General features: G+C 67.8%; 22 protein-coding genes. 11 read left to right on the top strand and 11 right to left on the bottom strand.

Features of this window, described 5'->3' with window-relative positions; genetic code table 11:
- Positions 1-5 precede the first annotated feature (5 nt).
- Positions 6-1,154, bottom strand: coding sequence for a 5-(carboxyamino)imidazole ribonucleotide synthase (locus tag NMB40_RS05325; RefSeq protein ID WP_494360382.1), 1,149 nt, complete (start codon positions 1,152-1,154; stop codon positions 6-8).
- Positions 1,151-1,654 (bottom strand): 5-(carboxyamino)imidazole ribonucleotide mutase, encoded by a 504-nt coding sequence (gene purE, locus NMB40_RS05320; protein WP_093534030.1) that lies wholly within the window; start codon positions 1,652-1,654, stop codon positions 1,151-1,153. The genes NMB40_RS05325 and purE overlap by 4 nt, the downstream gene beginning before the upstream one ends.
- A gap of 59 nt (positions 1,655-1,713) precedes the next feature.
- Between purE and NMB40_RS05315 the strand changes: the two genes are divergently transcribed.
- The 4 genes from NMB40_RS05315 (at position 1,714) to NMB40_RS05300 (ending at position 4,417) form a co-directional block, all read left to right on the top strand.
- The gene (locus NMB40_RS05315; RefSeq protein ID WP_494360381.1) at positions 1,714-1,980 is read left to right on the top strand and encodes a Trm112 family protein; all 267 of its coding nucleotides are present in this window, start codon (positions 1,714-1,716) and stop codon (positions 1,978-1,980) included.
- 5 nt (positions 1,981-1,985) lie between these two features.
- Complete coding sequence (gene nadC / locus NMB40_RS05310) at positions 1,986-2,834, top strand: carboxylating nicotinate-nucleotide diphosphorylase (protein WP_494361042.1); 849 nt, start codon at positions 1,986-1,988, stop codon at positions 2,832-2,834.
- 70 nt (positions 2,835-2,904) lie between these two features.
- Positions 2,905-3,999, top strand: a complete 1,095-nt coding sequence (locus NMB40_RS05305) for a DUF2272 domain-containing protein (protein ID WP_494360380.1) — start codon at positions 2,905-2,907, stop codon at positions 3,997-3,999.
- 61 nt (positions 4,000-4,060) lie between these two features.
- Positions 4,061-4,417, top strand: coding sequence for a DUF3301 domain-containing protein (locus tag NMB40_RS05300; RefSeq protein WP_282248277.1), 357 nt, complete (start codon positions 4,061-4,063; stop codon positions 4,415-4,417).
- A gap of 32 nt (positions 4,418-4,449) precedes the next feature.
- Here the strand turns inward: NMB40_RS05300 and NMB40_RS05295 are convergent, their stop codons facing one another.
- The 6 genes from NMB40_RS05295 to NMB40_RS05270 form a co-directional block, all read right to left on the bottom strand.
- Positions 4,450-4,890 carry a ClpXP protease specificity-enhancing factor gene (locus NMB40_RS05295; RefSeq protein ID WP_448142405.1) on the bottom strand — a complete coding sequence of 147 codons (441 nt, stop codon included), beginning with the start codon at positions 4,888-4,890 and terminating at the stop codon, positions 4,450-4,452.
- Positions 4,891-4,990: 100 nt separating this feature from the next.
- Complete coding sequence (locus NMB40_RS05290) at positions 4,991-5,626, bottom strand: glutathione S-transferase N-terminal domain-containing protein (protein WP_068850679.1); 636 nt, start codon at positions 5,624-5,626, stop codon at positions 4,991-4,993.
- 134 nt (positions 5,627-5,760) lie between these two features.
- Positions 5,761-6,507: a cytochrome c1 gene (locus tag NMB40_RS05285; RefSeq protein ID WP_448142404.1), complete on the bottom strand. Its 747-nt coding sequence runs from the start codon at positions 6,505-6,507 to the stop codon at positions 5,761-5,763.
- Positions 6,500-7,759 carry a cytochrome b gene (locus NMB40_RS05280; RefSeq protein ID WP_282248274.1) on the bottom strand — a complete coding sequence of 420 codons (1,260 nt, stop codon included), beginning with the start codon at positions 7,757-7,759 and terminating at the stop codon, positions 6,500-6,502. Before NMB40_RS05280 ends, NMB40_RS05285 begins: the two co-directional genes overlap by 8 nt.
- A 2-nt stretch (positions 7,760-7,761) precedes the next feature.
- A complete protein-coding gene (gene petA, locus NMB40_RS05275; RefSeq protein ID WP_282248273.1) occupies positions 7,762-8,382 on the bottom strand; it encodes a ubiquinol-cytochrome c reductase iron-sulfur subunit in 621 nt (206 codons plus the stop codon).
- Between the two features lie 144 nt (positions 8,383-8,526).
- On the bottom strand, positions 8,527-9,480 hold the full coding sequence (locus NMB40_RS05270) for a lytic transglycosylase domain-containing protein (RefSeq protein WP_494360379.1): 954 nt from the start codon (positions 9,478-9,480) through the stop codon (positions 8,527-8,529).
- Positions 9,481-9,687: 207 nt separating this feature from the next.
- Here NMB40_RS05270 and miaB point away from each other — a divergent pair, with 207 nt between their 5' ends.
- Entirely contained in the window at positions 9,688-11,136 is a 1,449-nt protein-coding gene (gene miaB / locus NMB40_RS05265; RefSeq protein ID WP_494360378.1) for a tRNA (N6-isopentenyl adenosine(37)-C2)-methylthiotransferase MiaB, read from the top strand.
- A 132-nt stretch (positions 11,137-11,268) separates the two neighbouring features.
- On the opposite strand, the gene NMB40_RS05260 is transcribed toward miaB, so the two are convergent.
- Genes NMB40_RS05260 through NMB40_RS05250 form a run of 3 tightly spaced genes read right to left on the bottom strand, consistent with a single transcriptional unit; the run spans position 11,269 to position 14,308 of the window.
- Positions 11,269-12,384 (bottom strand): ABC transporter permease, encoded by a 1,116-nt coding sequence (locus tag NMB40_RS05260; RefSeq protein ID WP_494360377.1) that lies wholly within the window; start codon positions 12,382-12,384, stop codon positions 11,269-11,271.
- The gene (locus NMB40_RS05255) at positions 12,381-13,316 is read right to left on the bottom strand and encodes an ABC transporter ATP-binding protein (RefSeq protein ID WP_494361041.1); all 936 of its coding nucleotides are present in this window, start codon (positions 13,314-13,316) and stop codon (positions 12,381-12,383) included. The genes NMB40_RS05260 and NMB40_RS05255 overlap by 4 nt, the downstream gene beginning before the upstream one ends.
- 17 nt (positions 13,317-13,333) lie before the next feature.
- Positions 13,334-14,308, bottom strand: coding sequence for an HlyD family secretion protein (locus tag NMB40_RS05250; protein ID WP_494360376.1), 975 nt, complete (start codon positions 14,306-14,308; stop codon positions 13,334-13,336).
- A 407-nt stretch (positions 14,309-14,715) separates the two neighbouring features.
- Between NMB40_RS05250 and NMB40_RS05245 the strand changes: the two genes are divergently transcribed.
- The 6 genes from NMB40_RS05245 to NMB40_RS05220 all read left to right on the top strand — a co-directional run bounded on the left by NMB40_RS05245 (position 14,716) and on the right by NMB40_RS05220 (position 20,140).
- Positions 14,716-15,699 carry a PhoH family protein gene (locus tag NMB40_RS05245; protein ID WP_494360375.1) on the top strand — a complete coding sequence of 328 codons (984 nt, stop codon included), beginning with the start codon at positions 14,716-14,718 and terminating at the stop codon, positions 15,697-15,699.
- A gap of 75 nt (positions 15,700-15,774) precedes the next feature.
- The gene (gene ybeY, locus NMB40_RS05240) at positions 15,775-16,260 is read left to right on the top strand and encodes an rRNA maturation RNase YbeY (protein ID WP_282246452.1); all 486 of its coding nucleotides are present in this window, start codon (positions 15,775-15,777) and stop codon (positions 16,258-16,260) included.
- A gap of 28 nt (positions 16,261-16,288) precedes the next feature.
- Positions 16,289-16,915: a hypothetical protein gene (locus NMB40_RS05235; RefSeq protein ID WP_494360374.1), complete on the top strand. Its 627-nt coding sequence runs from the start codon at positions 16,289-16,291 to the stop codon at positions 16,913-16,915.
- 64 nt (positions 16,916-16,979) lie between these two features.
- Positions 16,980-17,861, top strand: coding sequence for a CorC family transporter (locus tag NMB40_RS05230; RefSeq protein WP_282246450.1), 882 nt, complete (start codon positions 16,980-16,982; stop codon positions 17,859-17,861).
- A gap of 8 nt (positions 17,862-17,869) precedes the next feature.
- Positions 17,870-19,135 carry a lipoprotein N-acyltransferase Lnb domain-containing protein gene (locus NMB40_RS05225; RefSeq protein WP_494360373.1) on the top strand — a complete coding sequence of 422 codons (1,266 nt, stop codon included), beginning with the start codon at positions 17,870-17,872 and terminating at the stop codon, positions 19,133-19,135.
- Between the two features lie 15 nt (positions 19,136-19,150).
- Complete coding sequence (locus NMB40_RS05220) at positions 19,151-20,140, top strand: magnesium and cobalt transport protein CorA (RefSeq protein WP_448142396.1); 990 nt, start codon at positions 19,151-19,153, stop codon at positions 20,138-20,140.
- Positions 20,141-20,238: the final 98 nt, after the last annotated feature.

The following is a 20,238-nucleotide window of genomic DNA, read 5'->3' as shown; positions in this document are numbered from 1 at the left end:
AAAAATCAACCGCGCAGGCTGGCGACTGCGGGCTCTACCTGGTCAGAGCGCCCCAGCTGCTGCCCCACCGCCTCAAGCGCGTCAGCCAGCAGCCCGGCCTCGTCCTCGCGCAGCGTGGCATGCCCGACCTTGCGGCCGTCACGCGGCTGCTTGCCGTAGTCATGCCAGTGCCCACCCGGCTGTGCCAGCACGGCTTCCGCGTCGGGCATCTCACCCAACCAGTTGAGCATGCAGGCATGCCCCAGCATGCGCGTGTCGCCCAGCGGCAGCCCCACCACGGCACGCAGGTGGTTCTCGAACTGCGAAGTTTCGCTGCCTTCGAGGGTCCAGTGCCCGGAGTTGTGCACGCGCGGTGCCATCTCGTTGGCCAGCAGCTCGTCGCCCCGGCAGAACAGCTCCAGCGCGAACACGCCGACGTAATCCAGCCGTTCGGCCAGGGTCTGCGCATAGCCGATCGCGGCGTCGTGCTGTGCCGGGGACAACCGTGCCGGGGCCAGGCTGGCCGACAGCACGCCATCCACATGCCAGTTGCCGGTGACCGGCCAGGCGCGGAATTCGCCATCCTGGCCACGCACGGCGACCACGCTGACTTCACGTTCGAAGGCGACGAAGCCCTCCAGGATCAGCCCGGTACGTGCCACCTGGCTGCCCAGCGCGTCCCATGCCGCATCGATGTCGGCCTCGCTGCGCAGGCGGAACTGGCCCTTGCCGTCGTAGCCGAAGCGGCGGGTCTTCAGGATGCACGGCAGGCCGAACTCGGCCACCCGGGCGGCCAGCGTGTCGCGGCTGTCGATGTCGGCGAACGCCGGCAGCGGAATGCCGAGCTCGCGGAACAGGGTCTTTTCGCTCAGGCGGTCCTGCGCCACGGCCAGCGCGTCGGGGTTGGGATACACCGGCACCCGGTCGGCCAGGAACTGCGCGCTGCGGGCGGGCACGTTCTCGAAGTCGAAGGTCACCACATCCACCCGTTCGGCGAACGCGGCCAGGGCGGCCTCGTCCTCGAACGCGGCCACCTGCAGCGGCGCCAGCTGCCCGCCGCAGGCATCAGCGGCCGGGTCGAACAGTTCGAAGCGCAGCCCCATCGGCGCGCCGGCCAGGACCATCATGCGGGCCAGCTGGCCGCCGCCCAGGATGCCAACGGTCACCGTAGTCATTGACGCGGATCGTCGTGGGCCATGACATCTTCGGTCTGGCGGGAACGGAAGCCGTCCAGCGCCTGGCCGATGGCCGGCTGCTCCGGCGCCAGCATGGCGGCGGCGAACAAGGCGGCGTTGGAGGCGCCGGCGTTGCCGATGGCAAACGTGGCCACCGGGATGCCGGCCGGCATCTGCACGATCGACAGCAGCGAATCCATGCCGTTCAGGGCCTTGGACTGCACTGGCACGCCCAGCACCGGCACCGCGGTCTTGGCGGCGATCATGCCCGGCAGGTGCGCGGCGCCGCCGGCACCGGCAATGATGGCGCGCAGCCCACGCGGGCCGGCCTGTTCGGCGTAGGTGAACAGCACGTCGGGCGTGCGGTGCGCCGACACGACTTTCACTTCGTAGGGAACACCGAGCGCGTCGAGCTTCTGCGCCGCGTGCTGCATGGTCTCCCAGTCGGAGCGGGAACCCATGACGATGCCGACGAGCGGCGCGGATTGGTTGGGGGTCATTGGCCGTCACCTGCCTTAAAGACGTATTCTAGCCGCCTTCCACGCAAGACGAAGAACCCATGGATCGCAAAGTCATCGACCTCCTGTGCGCGCCCCGCACCAACCAGCGCCTGTCCCTGCTGGATTCCAAGGGCCTGGACGCGCTCAACCGGGCCATTGGCGCCGGCACGGTGACCAACCTCGACGGCACCCCGCTGGACCAGCCCCTGCGCGAAGCGCTGCTGACCCAGGACCGCAAGCAGATTTTCCGGGTCAACGACGGCATTCCGGTACTGCTGCCGGAAGAAGCCATCGATACCACCCAGATCACCGATTTCCCCAGGTAATGAGCCTGAGCCCGCTGACGCCCCCTGACCCCGGCCAGGTACAGGCCGATGTCGCCCGCGCCCTGGCCGAGGACATCGGCGCGGGTGACGTGACCGCCGCCCTGCTCCCGGACCGCCCCGACAGCGCCTACCTGCTGTGCAAGCAGGATGCGGTGATCGCGGGCCGGCCGTGGTTCGATGCCACCCATCAGGCGTTGGACCCGCAGGTGCGGATCGAATGGCGCGTGGCCGAAGGCGATGCGGTGCCCGCCGGCACCGTGCTGGCGATCCTGCACGGGCGCAACCGCAGCCTGGTCAGCGCCGAGCGCACCTCGCTGAATTTCCTGCAGACGCTGTCGGGCACCGCCACCACCACCGCACGCTACGTAGCGGCCGTGGCCGGCACCGGCACGCGCATCCTGGATACCCGCAAGACCCTACCGGGCCTGCGCGCGGCCCAGAAGTACGCCGTGCGCTGCGGCGGTGGCGACAACCATCGCCAGGGCCTGTACGACACGGTGATGCTGAAGGAAAACCACATCCGCGCCGCCGGTTCGCTGACCGCTGCGGTCAACGCCGCGCGGGCGCAGTGGCCACGGCTGCCGCTGGTGGTGGAAGTGGAAGACCTGGACCAGCTGCGCGAAGCGCTGGCGGTGGGCTGTGACCGCATCCTGATCGACGACTTCGACGCCGCCACCCGCCGCGAAGCGGTGAAGATCGCGGCTGGGCGCATCCCGCTCGAGGTCTCCGGCAGCGTGGACCTGGCCGGCCTGCGCGCGATTGCCGACGACGGGGTGGATTGCATCTCGATCGGCGGGCTGACCAAGCATGTGCAGGCGATTGATCTGTCATTGAAACTGGGCGACCCGCCCTGAATTCTGGGATTTCACGGCACGTCCTTGCTGGCTCTGCGAGGCTTCCATTGCCCCCGAATGGAGAGCGCGCATGCGCCCCCTGCTCCTGCTTGCCTGTCTTTCGCCCATGGCCCTGCTGCTGCCGGGCACCGCCGCCGCCGCCGAAGTCTGCGACATCCCGCCGCGCTACGGCCTGAGCCCGCTGGCGGCGAGCATCGTGCGCACCGCCTGCAACGAGCACCGCCTGTGGTACCGGCCTTTCATCGACGGTGAAGGGCGTGCCCGCAACCTTGGCGTGAGCGAGGCCGAACGCGAGTACCTGGCCGACGACGGCATGCCCGCGTGGCAGCGCGTGGTCAGCTACTGGCGCGACAGCGGCACGCTGGGGCCGATGGGCAGCCAGCCTGGCGCAACCAGCTGCATGGAGCCGTTCGGTACGCGCTACACCGACAGCGACTGCCGCGCCTTCCTGATCGACAACCCGTGGTCGGCCGCTTTCATCTCCTGGGTGATGAGCCGCGCCGGGGTGCCCGGCTTCACCCGCTCGCCGCGCCACATCGACTACATCCGCGCCGCTTACCAGAACACCGGCCCGTACCGGATGGCGGATCCGGCGCAGGAAAAGCCCGCGCCCGGCGACCTGCTTTGCTACCTGCGCGGCCGCAACGAATCGTTGAGTTACGCCGGGCTGGTGCAACAGCTCAGCGGCGGCACGGTGGCGAACTGGAAATCGCACTGCGAGGTGGTGATCGCGGCCAACATGGGCGGCGACCATACGCTGTACCTGATCGGCGGCAATGTCATGAACACGGTGGCCATGCGCAAGCTGTCGCTGGACCGCAGCGGACGCATCCAGCTGCCGCCGGCCCCCTCCAGTGATCCCTACGACATGGGCTGCACCCCCGGACGCGAAGACGAGTGCAACTTCAACCGGCAGGACTGGGCCGCGCTGCTCAAGCTGGTGGCGACCGCACCGATCGGATCGACGACCAGCTACCCGCCATCGCCATCGCCTGCGCCGGCCACCGTTCCGCTACCGGCTGCGCAGCCTGGCGTGCCGGCCACGACGCCACCGCAGAAGCCCACCTTCCCGCGCGTCGTGCCGCCGCGGCCGACGCAGCCGCCGCTGCAGTCGCCTGCCCCGCAACAGCAGCCGCCGCAGAAGCAGGACGGGTCGCCGGCTTGATCCGGCGCCGGTTCGTCGCCATCTTGGTCATTCCTGACCCCGATTCCGCACCGAGCCGCCGATGCCCAGTTTGATCCTGTTGATGATTGCCGGTGCGTTCGCCTACGCGTTCTGGAATTCCTCGCGCGCCGCGGCCGAGCGCGCCATCGAACTGGGCCGCAACGCGTGTCGCGCCGCCGACGTGCAGTGGCTGGACCAGGCGGTGCATGCCAGCGGCATCCGCGTCTGCCGCAAGGACAACGGCTGGCTGGGCTGGGAGCGCACCTACCGCTTTGAGTACTCGTACGACGGCATCGACCGCCATACCGGGCGGATGGTGCTGCGCGGCGACGAACTGGTGGCCTTCGTCGGCCCCTCGGCCGCGCGCATCAGCGAAATCCGGCGCAGCGTGGATACCAGCGGCGCCGAGGACGTGTAGAAACGAAATCGCCGCCCGGGGGCGGCGATTTCCTACTTGACCACCCGAAGGTGCGGGCGACCGCTCGGCTTGGGCGGGGTGTCGTCCGGGGTCGGCGTGTCATCCGGCGGCAGGGTGTCGTCCGGGCTCGGCTCGTGGCCGGGAATGTCATCCGGCAGCGCCATGCCCTGCCCGGTTTCGCGGGCGTAGACGGCCAGCACGGCCGAAATCGGCACCTGCACCGGGTAGCTGGTGCCCGAGAAGCGGGCCGAGAAGCTCACGCTGTCATTGTCGATGTGCAGCTGCACCACCGCGCGCTCGGCAATGTTGAGGACCACGCGACCGTCCTTCACCGCGCTCTGCGGCACCTGCACGCCGGGCATGCCGGCGTCGACCAGGATATGCGGGGTCAGGTCGTTGTCGTTGATCCATTCCACCAGCGCCCGCAACAGGTAGGGGCGATGGCTGGTCATGCGGAAAGTGTCTTCAGTCATTGTGGGGTGCCGCGGAAATGTGACAAGTGTACGCGCCCACCCGTGCAGCGGTCAGCATGCACGTCCCCCGGCGTAAAGCGCCGATGCAGCGAACCGCCGGTCAGACCGGCAGGTCGCGCAGCTTCTTTTCCTGGTCGGTCAGGCTGCGGATGAAGCCCGGATGGCGGAAAATGCGGTTGCCATAATCCTCGATGGACTTGCCATCCTTGGGCAGCGGCACGTCCAGCGACTGCAGGCGCCAGATGATCGGCGCCATGGCGCAATCGGCCAGGCTCATTTCCGGGTTGAGGAAGAACTTGCTGGCCTTGAACAGCGGCACCGCGCTGGTCAGCAGTTCCTTCAACCGCTTGCGCCCGGCCTCGGCCTGGGTCTTGTTGCCGAGCTGGATCGCCTGTACCTGCGGTACCCAGTCGTGTTCGATGCGCAGCATCGCCAGCCGGATCCGCGCACGCGAAAGCGGGTCCACAGGCATCAGCGGCGGATGCGGGTAGCGCTCGTCGAGGTATTCGCTGACCACCGAGGCCGCGTACAGCACCAGCTCGCGCTCCACCAAGGTGGGCACCGAGTGGTACGGATTGAGGTCGATCAGATCCTCGGGCGGATTCTGCGGGTCGACGGGCACGAAATCGTAGGTAACGCCCTTGGCCGCCAGCACCAGGCGCACGCGATGGCACAGCACGTCGTCGTTCGAGGAAAACAGCGTCAGGGTGTTCCGCATGCGTACGCTCGCCGCCATCAAAGGCTCTCCAGCGATCGGTATCCGCCGGTCGCATCGGCGCTGCCGGCCCATTGCCGACAGTCGTCACAGTACCCGAGTGTGCAACTGCCCATCACAAAAGCCAATAGGCCGATCGACTTACTCCTTATCGATCAATGCACGTCCTTCCAGTACTCCTTCTTCAGCAGGTAGGCCAGGAAGGTCAGCAGTGCCAGGAACAGGATCACCCACACGCCCAGCTTCTGCCGCTTCAGCGCCGCCGGTTCACCCGCGTACTCCAGGAAGTTGGTGATGTCCCGCACCGCCTGGTCGTACTGCCCCGGGTCGATATTGCCGGGCTGTGCCAGCGTGAGTCCGGTCACCGGCGCGTCGGCACCCGGCGCTTCCGGCTTGCCGTGCACGGCGTGCTGCAGGCCCTGCATCTCCCACAGCGGGTTGGGCATGGAGGCGTTGGGGAACAGCGCGTTGTTCCAGCCCAGCGGGCGGCTGGTGTCCACGTAGAACGACTTCAGGTAGGTGTAGACCCAGTCACTGCCGCGCACCCGCGAGATCAGGCTGAGGTCCGGCGGCATCTTGCCGAACCACTTTTCGGCTTCCGCCTTGGGCATCGTCACCGGTACCGGCTCGCCGATCGGCACGCCGGTGAAGTTGAGGTTGTTCATGACCTCTTCTTCGCTCAGCCCCAGGTCCTGCGCCATCCGCGAATAGCGCAGGTACTTGAGCGCGTGGCAGCCGGAGCAGTAGTTCATGTAGAGCTGCGCGCCGCGCTGCAACGAGGCACGGTCGCCCAGGTCGTTACCCGCCTGCAGGGTCTTGCCGCCTTCGGCGGCGCCGGCCACGGTGCTGGCCAGCAGCAGGGCGGCCGCGCAGGCCAGCCGGACAATCCAGTGGTCAGTCATGCGTGGTCACCCGGTCCGGTACCGGCAAGGTCCTGTCCAGCTTGGTCCATAGCGGCATGGTGATGAAGAAGGCGAAGTACAGGAAGGTCAGCACGCGGCCGACGTAGGTTTCATGCGCATCGGTACCGGGCCCGGAACCGATCACGCCCAGCCAGATGAAGCACACCGCGAACACGCCCAGCAACGCCCGCGACAGCCAACCGCGGTAGCGGTAGGACTTCACCCGCGCCTTGTCCAGCCACGGCACCAGGAACAGGATGGCGATCGCCGAGAACATCACGATCACGCCGCCCAGCTTGTTGGGCACCACGCGCAACATGGCGTAGTACGGCGTGTAGTACCACACCGGCTTGATGTGCTCGGGCGTGACCAGGCGGTTGGCCTCGGTGAAGTTGTCGTGCTCCAGGAACAGGCCACCGAAGCCCGGTGCGAAGAAGATGATGAAGGCGGCAATGATCAGCAGGAAGCCGGCGCCCACCCCGTCCTTGAGCGTGTAGTACGGGTGGAACGGAATGCCGTCGGTGGGCGCGGTGGCCGACCAGCGGTTGCCCTTGGGTCCCTTCTTGATCTCCACGCCATCGGGGTTGTTCGAACCCACTTCATGCAGCGCGCCCAGGTGCAGCACCACCAGCAGCAGCAGCACCAGCGGCAGCGCGATCACGTGCAGGGCGAAGAACCGGTTGAGGGTGGCATCGCTGGGCAGGTAGTCGCCCATGATCCATTCGGTCAGCCCGTTGCCGATCACCGGAATGGCGCCGAACAGCGAGATGATCACCTTGGCGCCCCAGAACGACATCTGGCCCCACGGCAGCACGTAACCCATGAAGGCTTCGGCCATCAGCACCAGGTAGATCAGCATGCCCAGGATCCACACCAGCTCGCGCGGCTTCTGGTAACTGCCGTACATCAGGCCGCGGAACATGTGCAGGTAGACCACGATGAAGAACAGCGAGGCCCCGGTGGAGTGCATGTAGCGGATCAGCCAGCCCCACTCCACGTCACGCATGATGTATTCGACGGAGTTGAAGGCTTCCAGCGCACTGGTCTTGTAGTGCATCGTGAGGAAGATGCCGGTCACGATCTGGTTGACCAGGATCAGCAGTGCCAGCGAACCGAAGTAGTACCAGAGGTTGAAGTTCTTCGGCGCGTAGTACTCGCTCACATGCTTGCGGTACACCGGCATCAGGCCGGGCGCACGCGCGTTGACCCAGTCGGCGACGCCGGTGGCGGTACGGGTAAGGATGTTGGCCATGATCAGGCTGCCCCCTGCGGATCGACGCCGATGATGATGGTGCTGTCGTCCTGGTAATGGTGCGGCGGCACCAGCAGGTTGATCGGCGCCGGGACGCCATCGAAGACGCGGCCAGACATGTCGAAGCGGGATTTATGGCAGGGGCAGAAGTAGCCGCCCTTCCATTCCGGATCGAACGGCTCGGGGCGGATCTCGGCCACCATCTCGGGCGAACAGCCCAAGTGGGTGCACAGCCCGACCAGCACCGAGACCTCGGCCTTGATCGAGCGGAATTCGGGGTTTTCCTTGAGCACGTAGACCGGCTGCTGGTCGGCGTTGCTGGACTCGGGATCCTTCAGGCGTCCGTCCAGCCCATGCAGCGCTTCGAGGATCGCCTTGGAACGCTTGACGATCCAGATCGGCTGTCCACGCCACTCCATGACCAGTCGCTGGCCTTCCTGCAGGGCACTGATATCGGCAAGCACAGGGGCACCGGCCAGTTTGGCGCGGGCGCTGGGATTCCATGACTTGATGAACGGAACTGCTGCGAAACCGACGCCGACTGCTCCCACCACTGCGGTGGTTGCTGAAAGAAATCGTCGACGCCCAGTGTTGACTGGATCGTTTACCCCATCGTTGGCCATCCGGCACTCCGATATTGATTTAGGTAGCTTGAGGCTGCCAGTAGACCGGTGGGGGCCAGTCCACGATGAATCGTGATCGACTATAGCGGAACCTGACTCGGCGACACAATGGCGCTGAAGGCGGCGTTGGCGGTGATGCAGCGGTTACTGCGTGGACGCAGTGGCACCACGGTAGCGGTCGGCCAGCAGGGCCACACGCTTCACGTAGTACTGCGTCTCGCTGTAGGGCGGCACGCCGCCATGGCGGTCCACCGCGCCCTCGCCTGCGTTGTAGCCGGCAGCGGCCAGGGTCAGGTTGCCGTTGAAACGCTTGAGCAGCCACGACAGATACTGCACGCCGCCGCGGATGTTCTGCGCCGCATCATAGGAATCGGTGACGCCGAAGCGGCGCGCGGTGGGCGGCATCAGCTGCATCAGGCCCTGTGCGCCGGCGCGGCTGAGCGCGGTCGGGTTGTAGGCCGATTCGGCATGGATGATGGCGCGGACGACCGCTTCTTCCACCCCGAACTCGCGCGCGGCCGCCGCGATCTCCGCCTGGAAGGCCGTGGTGTTGAGCCGGATCGAACCGAAGTTCACGCCCGGATTGGCACCGCAGGCATAGCAGCGCTCGATGAAGCTGTAATGGATGGTGCGGACCTGGCCCAGGCTGGCCATCTGCGCGGGCCGGCGGCTGGTGTAATGCCGCACGCCATCCTTCATATAGGAGTAGACCTGCCCGTTGACCACGCGCTGCGCCTTGCCGGCGCGGGCCGCCGGCGCAGGCGCAGGCGCGGCAGTAAGCACGGTGGCGGCCTGGGCGGGTGCCGGGGTCGGGGCCAGCGCAGTGCCGGACGCGGCACCGTCCGGGACCGGCGCAGCGGTTGCCACGACCGCAGGGGCGGGCGCAGGGGCCGGAGACGGTGGCGTAACGTAACGGCGCGGGGCGCTGCGGTCGGGACGGTAGTTGCTGACCACGCTGCAGCTGGTGCCGGCGACGCGCTTGCTGACATAGCTGGGAATGCCGTCCGCGCCAACGCACTTGTACAGGGTGCCCGCACTGGCCGGCACAGCGGTCAGCGCAGCCAAGGCCAGCGCAGCGATCCCCAAGATCCCCTTCATGGGGCGGAGTGTCCCCGTTTCGCGCGCCGTTGCCAAGCCTTTGACGCTGAGGTAACCACCGGACCAGTGCCTACGTCACGGATTCACGCCGCCGGATGGGCGTAGAGCCACGCCCTGCGTGGCTGGCATCCGGCCCGGGGTACAATGCGCGGCTACCCGGCAGCCCTACCCGGCTGCCTGCCCGCCCACCCGACTGGAATAAGCGCCATGACCGGGACGCCAGCTTCGACCCTGCCGACCTCGGCCGGCACCGCCGTGCCTGCCATCGATTCGCCCCGCCCCGACCTGCTGCCCCTGCCCGGTTCCCGGCCGCAGGTGACCGGCCCGGTGCGCGGCAAGCTGTACATCAAGACCCACGGTTGCCAGATGAACGAGTACGACTCGACCAAGATGGCCGACGTACTTGCCGCCGAAGAAGGCCTGGAGCTGACCGACGACCCGGCCGAAGCCGACGTGCTGCTGATGAACACCTGCTCGATCCGCGAGAAAGCGCAGGAGAAGGTGTTCAGCCAGCTGGGCTACTGGAAGGCGCTGAAGAACAACGGCCGTGGCGTGATCATCGGCGTGGGCGGCTGCGTGGCCTCCCAGGAAGGCGAGGCGATCATCAAGCGCGCCCCGCACGTGGACCTGGTGTTCGGCCCGCAGACCCTGCACCGCCTGCCGGAGCTGATCCGCCAGCGGCGCGAATCGGGCAGGTCGCAGGTGGACATCAGCTTCCCCGAGATCGAGAAATTCGACCGCCTGCCCGAACCGCGGGCCGAGGGCGGTTCGGCGTTCGTGTCGATCATGGAAGGCTGCTCCAAGTACTGCTCGTTCTGCGTGGTGCCCTACACCCGCGGCACCGAGGTCAGCCGCCCGTTCGAGGACGTGGTGGTGGAAGTGGCGCAACTGGCCGCGCAAGGCGTGCGCGAAATCAACCTGCTGGGCCAGAACGTCAACGCATACCGCGGGCCGTATGGCGAGGGCGAGTTTGCCGACCTCGGCCTGCTGATCCGCACCATCGCCGAGATCGACGGGGTGGACCGCATCCGCTTCACCACCTCGCACCCGCTGGAGTTCAGCGATTCGCTGGTGGATGCCTACCGCGACGTGCCGCAGCTGGCCAACTTCCTGCACCTGCCGGTGCAGGCCGGCAGCGACCGCGTGCTGTCGGCGATGAAGCGCGGCTACACCGCGCTGGAGTTCAAGGCCAAGATCCGCAAGCTGCGCGCGGTGCGCCCGGACATTTCAATCAGCTCGGACTTCATCGTCGGCTTCCCCGGCGAAACCGACGCGGATTTCGAGAAGACCATGAAGCTGATCGAGGACGTGGGCTTCGACCACAGCTTCTCCTTCATCTATTCGCGCCGGCCGGGCACGCCTGCGGCCGACCTGGAAGACACGATCAGCGATGCGGAGAAGCATGCGCGGCTGTCGCGCCTGCAGGCCCGGATCAACGAACAGGCCGCGGCCATTTCCCATGCGATGGTCGGCACGGTGCAGACGGTGCTGGTGGAAGGCCCCTCGCGCCGCGACCCGAACGAGCTGACCGGCAAGACCGAGAACATGCGGTCGGTGAATTTCCCGGGGCAGGCACGGCTGGCCGGCCAACTGGTGGACGTGGAGATCACCGAGGCGTACAGCAATTCGCTGCGAGGACGGCTGGTCATCGCGTGAGGCCACGTACCGACCAACGGTCGGTACCTACCGGGTAGATGCCGATCGTTGGTCGGCATTCGCGCCGGGTAGATGCCGACCGTTGGTCGGCATTCGCGCCGGGCAATTGCCGACCGTTGGTCGGCATTCGCGCTAATCCAGGCGCTTGCGGAACCGCAGGATGGCCAGGGTCATCATCACCACGATGAAGACCAGCAGCGCCTGCACTTCCGGCCACAGCTCCCACCAGCGCGCGCCGCGCAGCATGATGCCGCGTACCAGACGCAGGAAATGGGTGAGCGGCAGGATCTCGGCCAGCCACTGCACGATGCGCGGCATGCCGGCGAACGGGAACATGAAACCCGAGAGCAGGATCGACGGCAGGAACACGAACATCGTCATCTGCATGGCCTGGAACTGCGACTGCGCGCGGGTCGAGATCAACAGCCCCAGCGCCAGGTTGGCGGTGATCAACAGCACCGCCGCGAGATAGACATCCAGCACGCTGCCGCGCACCGGCACCTCGAACAGCCACATCCCCAGCAGCAGCACCAGCGTGGTCTGGATCAAGCCGATCACCGCATACGGCAGCACCTTGCCGACCATCAGTTCGCTGCGGCTCAGTGGCGTGGCGATCAACAGTTCCATGTTGCCGCGCTCGCGCTCGCGCACGATCGCCACGGCGGTGAACATCACCATGGTCATGGTCAGGATGATGCCGATCAGCCCGGGCACGATGTTGATCGCCGAGCGCCGCTGCGGGTTGTAGAACGCCACCACGCTGATCTGCCCGGCCGCACCCGAGGCACCCGCGCTCAGTGGCCGGTCGTTGCGCACCGGCTGGGTGTCCAGCGGCACCTGGGCCAGCTGCACCGCCGCGCTCTGCACCACGGTATCGCTGCCATCCACCAGCACCTGCACCGCCTCACGGCCGTCGAAGCGGCGCCGCTCGAAATCAGCGGGCACCACGATGCCGATGCTGACCTGCCCGCGCCGCAGCGCGGTCATCAGCTGGTCGGGGGTGTCCACGTGCAGGGTCGGGGTGATCACCCCGGTGGCCACCATGTCGGCCAGCAGCGCGCGCGAGGCGGTGCTGCCGGCCTGGTCGGCGATGCCGGTCTCCAGGTGGCGCAGGTTGAGGTTGATCGCATAGCCAAACAGCACCAGCTGCATCACAGGGATGCCGACGATCATGGCCAGGGTGATGCGGTCGCGGCGCATCTGCCGCAGCTCCTTGAGCACGATCGCCCACAGCCGGCGCGGGTTCATGGCGCGACCCCGGCAGCAGCCGGCGCCTCGCGGCCGCACGTGGCCGATACGAACACGTCTTCCAGGTTGGCGGTGCTGCGCACCACGTCCGCGCCCTGCCCGGCCGTCTGCAGCGCCTGCTGCAGGCGTGCTTCGGCGTCGTCGCCGGTTTCCAGCAGCACGCGCAGGGTATTGCCGATCTGGGCCACGCTGAGCACCCCGGGCAGGCCTGCCAACGCACGCTGCGCCTGCCGTGGCTGGGCGGCATGCACTTCCAGGGTGCGGCCCTGCAGGGCGGCGGTGAGTTCGGCCGGGCTGCCATCGGCCACCAGCACGCCCTGGTCGAGAATCGCCAGCCGGTGGCAGCGCTCGGCCTCGTCCATGTAATGGGTCGAAACCAGCAGGGTGGTGCCGGCGTCGGCCAGGTCAAAGAGCTTCTCCCAGAAATCGCGCCGCGATTCGGGGTCCACCGCGCTGGTCGGTTCGTCCAGGAACAACAGCTCCGGTGCGTGGATCACCGCACCGGCCAGCGCCAGCCGCTGCTTCTGGCCCCCGCTCATGGTGCCGGCCAGCTGCTTCTGGCGGTCCTGGAAATGGTAATGCTCGAGCAGCTCATCGATGCGCTGCCGCGCCTGGGCGCGCGGGATGTCCTGCACCGCGGCCAGGAACTCCAGGTTCTCGCGCACGGTGAGGTCTTCAAACAGCGAAAAGCGCTGGGTCATGTAACCAATGCGCCGGCGCAGCGCTTCGGCCTGTTCCGGTATGCGCAGGCCCAGCACTTCGATCTCGCCCGCGCTCGGGGTGAGCAGGCCGCACAGCATGCGGATGGTGGTGGACTTGCCCGACCCGTTCGGGCCGAGAAAGCCATACACGTTGGCGCGCGGCACGCTCAGATCGACGTGATCCACCGCCACCAGCGCCCCGAACTGCTTGGTCAGCCCGCGCGCGCGGATGGCCGGTTCGGCGGCGTTCAAAACACCACCCGCACCGGCACGCCGGCCGGCAGGTCCGCCAGCGGCGCACTGCCATCGGCGCGGTCCAGTTCGATTTCCGCCAGCCAGCTCAACCGCGACACGTCGTCGCCAGTGAGCGCGTAGTACGGGGTGAAGCCGGGATCGCTGCGGATGCTGCGCACATGCCCGGCAAACGCGCCGTCGCGCCCCTGCAGGTGGACCTGGGCCGCCTGCCCCACCCGCACCTTCAGGCGCAGCGGCTCGGGCAGGTACACCCGGGCATAGGGGTGGTCGCCGACCAGCAGCACCACCAGCGGGGCCCCCACCGGCGCCTGGTCACCCAGCCGGTAGGGCAGCGCATCGACCCGCCCGGCGCGTGGGGCGACGAGGTCGAGCTTGCGCAGCGTCACGGCCTGCGCGGCGGCCTGGGCCTGTGCCGCCTGCAACGCGGCTTCACCCTGCGCCACCTGCTCCACGCGGGTGCCGTGTTCCAGGGCCAGCAGCGCCTGTTCGGCGGCATGCACCGCCCCCTGTGCGCTGCCCGCCGCCGCCCGCGCGCGGTCCACGTCGGCAGCGGCCACCAGTTGCTGCCGGCCGAGCGGCTGCAGGCGGCGGTAGTAGGCCGATGCGTCCAGCGCCTGCGCGCGCGCCGAGGCCAGGTTGGCCCGCGCCTGGTCGATGTCCTCGCGGCGGGGCCCCTCGCGCAGTTCCTGCAGGGCCTGCCCGGCCTGGCTGGCCTGCGCTTCCAGCGCCTGCAGCTGGGCGGCGGTGCGGATCGGTTCCAGCTGCAGCAGCGCCGCCCCGGCGGCCACCTGCTGGCCTTCGTGGACCCGGATGCCGACGATGGTTTCGGCGGCCGGCGCCGGCACGGTGATGCGGTCCCACTCCAGCGTACCGAGTGCGGCGGGCGGCTCCTGCCGGCAGGCGCACAACAGCAGGCCCGCGCCGGCCAGGAACACCCCACGCATGGACAGGTAGCTGGCTGCGGACATCGACGCGGCTCCGGCAGGGGCACGACGGTGGAAGAAGTGGTCACCTTGCGCATGCCGCCGTGAAGGATCGGTCACGCGTGCCACCGGCCGCAGGCACTGGTCATGAAATGATCACGCATCCGCAGCCATTGTGCCGCAGGGGGTACAACCGCTTATCCACACCTTTCGCGCGCAACCGCCCACAAGCCATGTGGAAAACCCCGAGGCAGATGTCGCTTTTTTGACCACGCACGCAACAGCATTGCGGCAGTAGGGCTGTCAGCGACTATCCACAGGTTGCTGCACTGCTGCTGCACAGCCGCTGTGGAGAACCGCGCTGCTGTGGCGAGGCCTCCACGCCCGCGCTACCCTGTCCTTCCTATCCCCAACTTGCGGCACGGCCATGACGACCGTCGCCGCCGGACGCAATGACCGCACTGGCACACCGCGACTTCACCCTGATTCCGGAAGACACCGAGCGCCTGGCCAACCTGGCCGGCCCCTTCGACGAGCACCTGCGCCAGATCGAACTCAAGCTGGGCGTGGAGATCGCCAACCGCGGCCACATCTTCCGGGTCACCGGCCCGAAGGCCGTCGCCGAAGAAGCACAGGCGCTGATCGAAGCGCTGTACCTGGAGGCGGCCGAGACGCCCTTCGACAGCCACGCCATCCACCTGCGCCTGAACCAGGCCAACGTGGAGCACCTGGTGGAGCGCAGCTACGAAGCGCAGGAAGTCACCATCAAGGTCAAGCGCGGCACCGTGCGCGGCCGTGGCGCCAACCAGGCGCGCTACCTGCACCAGATCACCACCCACGACATCAACTTCGGCATCGGCCCGGCCGGTACCGGCAAGACCTTCCTGGCCGTGGCCAGCGCGGTGGATGCGTTGAACGAATCGCGCGTGCAGCGCCTGATCCTGGTGCGCCCGGCGGTAGAGGCCGGCGAGAAACTGGGCTTCCTGCCCGGCGATCTCAGCCAGAAGGTCGATCCGTACCTGCGCCCGCTGTACGACGCGCTGTATGAAATGCTGGGCGTGGAAAAGGTGATCAAGCTGCTGGAGAAGAACGTCATCGAGATCGCGCCGCTGGCCTACATGCGCGGGCGCACCCTCAACGATGCGTACGTGATCCTGGACGAAGCGCAGAACACCACCGTCGAGCAGATGAAGATGTTCCTGACCCGGCTGGGCTTCGGCTCGACCGCCGTGGTCACCGGCGACCTGACCCAGACCGACCTGCCCAAGCACGTGAAGTCCGGCCTGCGCGATGCCATCGAAGTGCTGCGCGACGTGGACGGGGTGAGCTTCACCTTCTTCGAGGCCCGCGACGTGGTGCGCCACCCGCTGGTGGCGCGCATCGTCAGTGCCTACGACCGCCGCGACCTGCAGCAGGTCAAGCCGGGCGCCGAATGAGCGCGGCCATCGCAGCGCGGCGCCACTCGCGCGATACTGTCGTTTCCTGATAGAACCCGAAGTGCCGGAACCGCCATGACCAAAGGCCCCATTCGACTCGATGTCGCCGTCAGCTACGCCCTGCCCCGTGCCGGGTTGCCGTCGGCGGTGAGTTTCCGCAAATGGGTGGCCGCGGCGCTCAACGGCCGCATCCGCGAGGCCGACCTGGCCATCCGCGTGGTCGACGCCAAGGAGGGCCAGTCGCTGAACCGGCACTACCGCGGCAAGGACTACGCCACCAATGTGCTCAGCTTCCCGGCTGAGCTGCCCGAGGGCCTGCCCAAGGGGGTCAAGTTCCCCCTGCTGGGCGACCTGGTGATCTGCGCGCCGGTGGTGGCCGCCGAAGCGGTGGAACAGGCCAAGGCGCTCAATGCCCACTACGCGCACCTGACCGTGCACGGGGTGCTGCACCTGTTGGGCTGGGACCACGAGGACGACAAGGAAGCCGAAGCCATGGAACAGCTGGAGCGCGAGATCCTGGCCGACCTCGGCATCGCCGACCCCTATGCCGGCGAGCGCTGAGCCGCCGCCCCTGACGGACGTTTCCTGCATGACCTTCGCACGACCCGCCTGCCTGTGCCTGCTGGCCCTGTTTTCCACCCCGGCCCTGGCCGCCGCGCCGACGACGGACGGCCCTGCCGCCGCGCCGCTGGACCTGGCCGCGCTGATCGAGTGCCGCCAGCGCGTGGCCGACTATGACGCCGTCGCTCCGGTCGTGGCCGACCCGCTCAAGGCGGTGGCCAACGGCATGCAGCCGCTGCCGCAGAACAACCAGTTCATGAGCGAGTACCGCCTGGCCACGCCGCTCACGGTGTTCGGCCAGCGCACCGAATACGTGGCGGTGTCCGGGGCCAGCATCATGGCCATCCTTGACGTGGCCGATCCCCGCCCGATGGCCAGGACCCTGGCCCTGGAAGACGGCGTGGACAACCCGGACAAGTTCATGGCCGGCCGTGAAGTGGTCAGCCGGGACGTGACCGATCCGCGCACCGGCGAGCCGATGATCGAATCGATCATCCTGAGCCTGTCCACGGTCAAGACCCACCCGGGCAAGACCCTGGCCGGCTGCACCTACAGCCTGGACCTGCCCGCCGAGGAGGAGGCCCCGGCCGACACCCCGGCCCCGCCGGCCGCCGCCCTGCCCCCGTCCGTGAACACCCCGCCGGGCGGGCGCTGACAGCGGCCCGCATCCTGCTAGACTGGCGCCAACGCCCGGCTCGCCGGGTGCCTTTTTTGCAGAGATGTCTGAAGACGACAGTAGTGGCTCCGTTCCGGAGCAAAATGAGAAGAAGCGCAGCTGGCTTGAACGCCTGACGTCTGCCTTCTCCGGCGAACCCCACACCCGCGACGAGCTGGTGGCGGTACTGCACTCCGCGCACGAAGACGGCCTGATTGCCGCCGACACGCTGCGCATGATGGAGGGCGCGATCTCGGTGGCCGAGCTCACCGTGGGCGACGTGATGATCTCGCGTTCGCAGATGGTCTCGCTGCCGGTGGAAGCCCCTTTCCTTGAACTGATGAAGCAGGTGGTCGAATCCGGCCATTCGCGCTTCCCGGTGCACGGCGACAACAAGGACGACATCCTGGGCGTGCTGCTGGCCAAGGACCTGCTGCGCGGCGTGGTCGCCGACAATGGGCCGGCCAACGTGCGCGAACTGCTGCGCCCGGCGGTGCTGATTCCAGAAGCCAAGAAGCTCAACGTGCTGCTCAAGGAGTTCCGGCTCTCGCGCAACCACATGGCCATCGTGGTGGACGAGTACGGCGGAGTTGCCGGGCTGGTCACCATCGAGGACGTGCTGGAGCAGATCGTCGGCGAGATCGACGACGAGCACGACGAGGCCGAAGACCACACCGCGCAGATCGCGATCCAGGCCGACGGCCAGTACGTGGTCGACGCGCTGACCCCGATCGGGGATTTCAACGAGCGTTTCGGCGCCACGTTCCCCGACGACGACTACGACACAATCGGTGGCCTGGTCACCGAGGCGATCGGGCACCTGCCCGAGACCGGCGACGAGCTGACCCTGGACCGCTTCGTGTTCCGGGTGGCGCGCGCCGATGCCCGCCGCGTGCAGGCGTTCCATGTGACCGTGCTGCCACCCGACGCCATCATCGAGGATTGACCCACGCCATGCGGCCCCTGCTGACGCGGTGGCCGTTGTGCCGCCTGTTGTTCCTCCTGTTCCTGGCCGGTGTGTCCAGCCTGCCGCTGGCCGCACTGGCGCAGGCCACGCCCGAACCGGCGACCGCCACCGCCGTCGCGACGCCTGCCGAAGCGCCTCCGCCGCGCATCGGCATCGTCACCATGCAGCCGGGCAGCATCTTCTTCGAGCGCTTCGGGCATGATGCGATCGTGGTTGAGGACCCGGTCACCGGCGAGGCCACCTCGTACAACTTCGGCTATTTCGACCCCAGCGAACCCGACTTCGTCGGCCGCTTCCTGCGCGGCGAGATGATGTATTACCTGGTGGCGCTGCCGCTGGACCAGGACCTGTCCTACTACCGCGACAGCGGCCGCGGCGCCAACCTGCAGTGGCTGGACCTCAGCCCGGACCAGGCACGCACCCTGGCCGCCTCGCTGGCCGAGCGCGCCAAGCCGGAAAACGCGCGCTACCGCTACGACTACTACACTGCCAACTGCGCCACCATGGTCCGCGATGCGATCGATGGCGCGCTGGGCGGCGGGCTGCACTCGCAGCTGTCCGGCCGTTCGCGCGGCAACACCTACCGCAGCGAATCGGTGCGCCTGGCCTCACCGGCCCCGTGGATGTGGCTGGGCTTCGATATCGGCCTCGGCCCGTTCGCCGACCAGCCACTGTCGCGCTGGCAGGAAGCGTTCGTGCCGATGCGCCTGGCCGACGCGCTGCGCGAGGTGCGCAACAGCGACGGCCGCCCGCTGGTGCAGGACGAGCAGGAACTGCTGCCGCACCGGATCGCGCCGGAGCCGGCTGAATTCGCGCGGCGCTGGTGGCCGTGGCTGCTGTGCGGGCTGGTGCTGGCTGCCGGCGTATTCGCCCTGCAGCGCCGCCGGCGCCTGCTGGCCGGGCTGGCCGTGCCGCTGTGGCTGTTCTGCGGGATTGCCGGCATCCTGCTGGCCTACCTGTGGGGCTTCAGCGCGCACCACGCCGCCTGGGCCAACCGCAACCTGCTGCAGCTCTCGCCGCTGTGCCTGCTGCTGCTTCCGGGCGCCGTGACCCTGCTGCGCGGGCGCGCGCCCCGGGCGTGGTTCCGCTGGACGCTGTGGACCGTTGCCGTCCTTTCACTGGTGGGCCTGGTGCTGCACTGGCTGACCCTGCAGGCGCAGGTGAACCTGCAGTGGATCGTGCTGCTGCTGCCACTGCACGTGGCGCTGGCCTGGGTGCTGGGCCGTCATGACCCGGCTGTCACGGACCGCTGACGCAGGATGTCGACCATGGAAACCACCGCCAATCCCACCTGCGTCATCAACTGCGTGCACTACGACGACCAGGGAAAGCGGCACGACATCGCGCTGGATGCGATCAGCGACGTGATCGCCAGCAACAACGGGTTTGTCTGGGTGGGGTTGTACGACCCTGCCGATTCGGTGCTGTTGAAGCTGCAGGAAGAGTTCTGCCTGCACGACCTGGCCATCGACGATGCGCGCAACGCACACCAGCGGCCCAAGGTGGAGGCGTACGGCAACAGCCTGTTCGTGGTGGTCACCACGGCGCAGCGGGTGCACGACCGGATCGAGTATGGCGAAACCCATGCGTTCCTCGGCCCGCGTTTCCTGGTCACGGTGCGCCACGGTGCCTCGCTCTCCTACGCGCCGGTGCGCGCACGGGTGGAACGCGAGCCGCAACTGCTGACCATGGGTGCGTCCTACTGCCTGTACGGCGTACTGGATTTCGTGGTCGACAATTACCTGCCGATCACCACCGACTTCCGCGACACCCTGGATTCGCTGGAGAAGGACATCTTCGCCGACAGCTACCAGCGCAGTACCGTGGTGCGCCTGTATGAGCTCAAGCGCGAACTCAACAAGATGCGGATGGCGGTGGCACCGCTGCAGGACGTGCTGGCGCAGCTGCGCCGCTACCCCGGCGAGCTGATCCCCGACGAAGTGAAGCTGTACATCCGCGACGTGCACGACCACGCCGTGCGCATCAGCGATGTGATCGACACCCTGCGCGAGATGCTGGGCACGGCGCTGAGCGTGAACCTGTCGCTGGTCACGCTGGCCCAGGGCGAGACGGTCAAGCGCCTTGGTGCGTGGGCGGCGCTGCTGGCAGCCCCGACCCTGATCACCAGCTGGTACGGCATGAACTTCACCCACATGCCCGAGCTGGACAGGCCGTGGGCCTACCCCGCGATGATCATCGGGGTGGGCGCGATCTGCGTGGGCCTGTACCGCCTGTTCAAGCGGGTACGGTGGCTGTAAGCGCGTATCGACCAACGGTCGATACCTACCGCCGGGAGACCGCCACGGTCGGATGACCGCCGTTGCGTCCCCCGCCGGTGCGTCTGCCTGTCGGTAGG

It is taken from the genome of Stenotrophomonas sp. FBCC-B152, assembly GCF_059134105.1.
The sequence above is the reverse complement of the archived record's forward strand: the minus strand, read 5'-3'. Positions and strand labels throughout refer to the sequence as shown.

What these genes read in the sequence shown, in the direction of transcription:
- NMB40_RS05325 (WP_494360382.1), bottom strand. Translation starts at nt 1,154, where the DNA reads ATGACTACGGTGACCGTTGGCATCCTGGGCGGCGGCCAGCTGGCCCGC.
- purE (WP_093534030.1), bottom strand. Translation starts at nt 1,654, where the DNA reads ATGACCCCCAACCAATCCGCGCCGCTCGTCGGCATCGTCATGGGTTCC.
- NMB40_RS05315 (WP_494360381.1), top strand. Translation starts at nt 1,714, where the DNA reads ATGGATCGCAAAGTCATCGACCTCCTGTGCGCGCCCCGCACCAACCAG.
- NMB40_RS05305 (WP_494360380.1), top strand. Translation starts at nt 2,905, where the DNA reads ATGCGCCCCCTGCTCCTGCTTGCCTGTCTTTCGCCCATGGCCCTGCTG.
- NMB40_RS05300 (WP_282248277.1), top strand. Translation starts at nt 4,061, where the DNA reads ATGCCCAGTTTGATCCTGTTGATGATTGCCGGTGCGTTCGCCTACGCG.
- NMB40_RS05295 (WP_448142405.1), bottom strand. Translation starts at nt 4,890, where the DNA reads ATGACTGAAGACACTTTCCGCATGACCAGCCATCGCCCCTACCTGTTG.
- NMB40_RS05290 (WP_068850679.1), bottom strand. Translation starts at nt 5,626, where the DNA reads ATGGCGGCGAGCGTACGCATGCGGAACACCCTGACGCTGTTTTCCTCG.
- NMB40_RS05285 (WP_448142404.1), bottom strand. Translation starts at nt 6,507, where the DNA reads ATGACTGACCACTGGATTGTCCGGCTGGCCTGCGCGGCCGCCCTGCTG.
- NMB40_RS05280 (WP_282248274.1), bottom strand. Translation starts at nt 7,759, where the DNA reads ATGGCCAACATCCTTACCCGTACCGCCACCGGCGTCGCCGACTGGGTC.
- petA (WP_282248273.1), bottom strand. Translation starts at nt 8,382, where the DNA reads ATGGCCAACGATGGGGTAAACGATCCAGTCAACACTGGGCGTCGACGA.
- NMB40_RS05270 (WP_494360379.1), bottom strand. Translation starts at nt 9,480, where the DNA reads ATGAAGGGGATCTTGGGGATCGCTGCGCTGGCCTTGGCTGCGCTGACC.
- miaB (WP_494360378.1), top strand. Translation starts at nt 9,688, where the DNA reads ATGACCGGGACGCCAGCTTCGACCCTGCCGACCTCGGCCGGCACCGCC.
- NMB40_RS05260 (WP_494360377.1), bottom strand. Translation starts at nt 12,384, where the DNA reads ATGAACCCGCGCCGGCTGTGGGCGATCGTGCTCAAGGAGCTGCGGCAG.
- NMB40_RS05250 (WP_494360376.1), bottom strand. Translation starts at nt 14,308, where the DNA reads ATGTCCGCAGCCAGCTACCTGTCCATGCGTGGGGTGTTCCTGGCCGGC.
- NMB40_RS05245 (WP_494360375.1), top strand. Translation starts at nt 14,716, where the DNA reads ATGACCGCACTGGCACACCGCGACTTCACCCTGATTCCGGAAGACACC.
- ybeY (WP_282246452.1), top strand. Translation starts at nt 15,775, where the DNA reads ATGACCAAAGGCCCCATTCGACTCGATGTCGCCGTCAGCTACGCCCTG.
- NMB40_RS05235 (WP_494360374.1), top strand. Translation starts at nt 16,289, where the DNA reads ATGACCTTCGCACGACCCGCCTGCCTGTGCCTGCTGGCCCTGTTTTCC.
- NMB40_RS05230 (WP_282246450.1), top strand. Translation starts at nt 16,980, where the DNA reads ATGTCTGAAGACGACAGTAGTGGCTCCGTTCCGGAGCAAAATGAGAAG.
- NMB40_RS05225 (WP_494360373.1), top strand. Translation starts at nt 17,870, where the DNA reads ATGCGGCCCCTGCTGACGCGGTGGCCGTTGTGCCGCCTGTTGTTCCTC.
- NMB40_RS05220 (WP_448142396.1), top strand. Translation starts at nt 19,151, where the DNA reads ATGGAAACCACCGCCAATCCCACCTGCGTCATCAACTGCGTGCACTAC.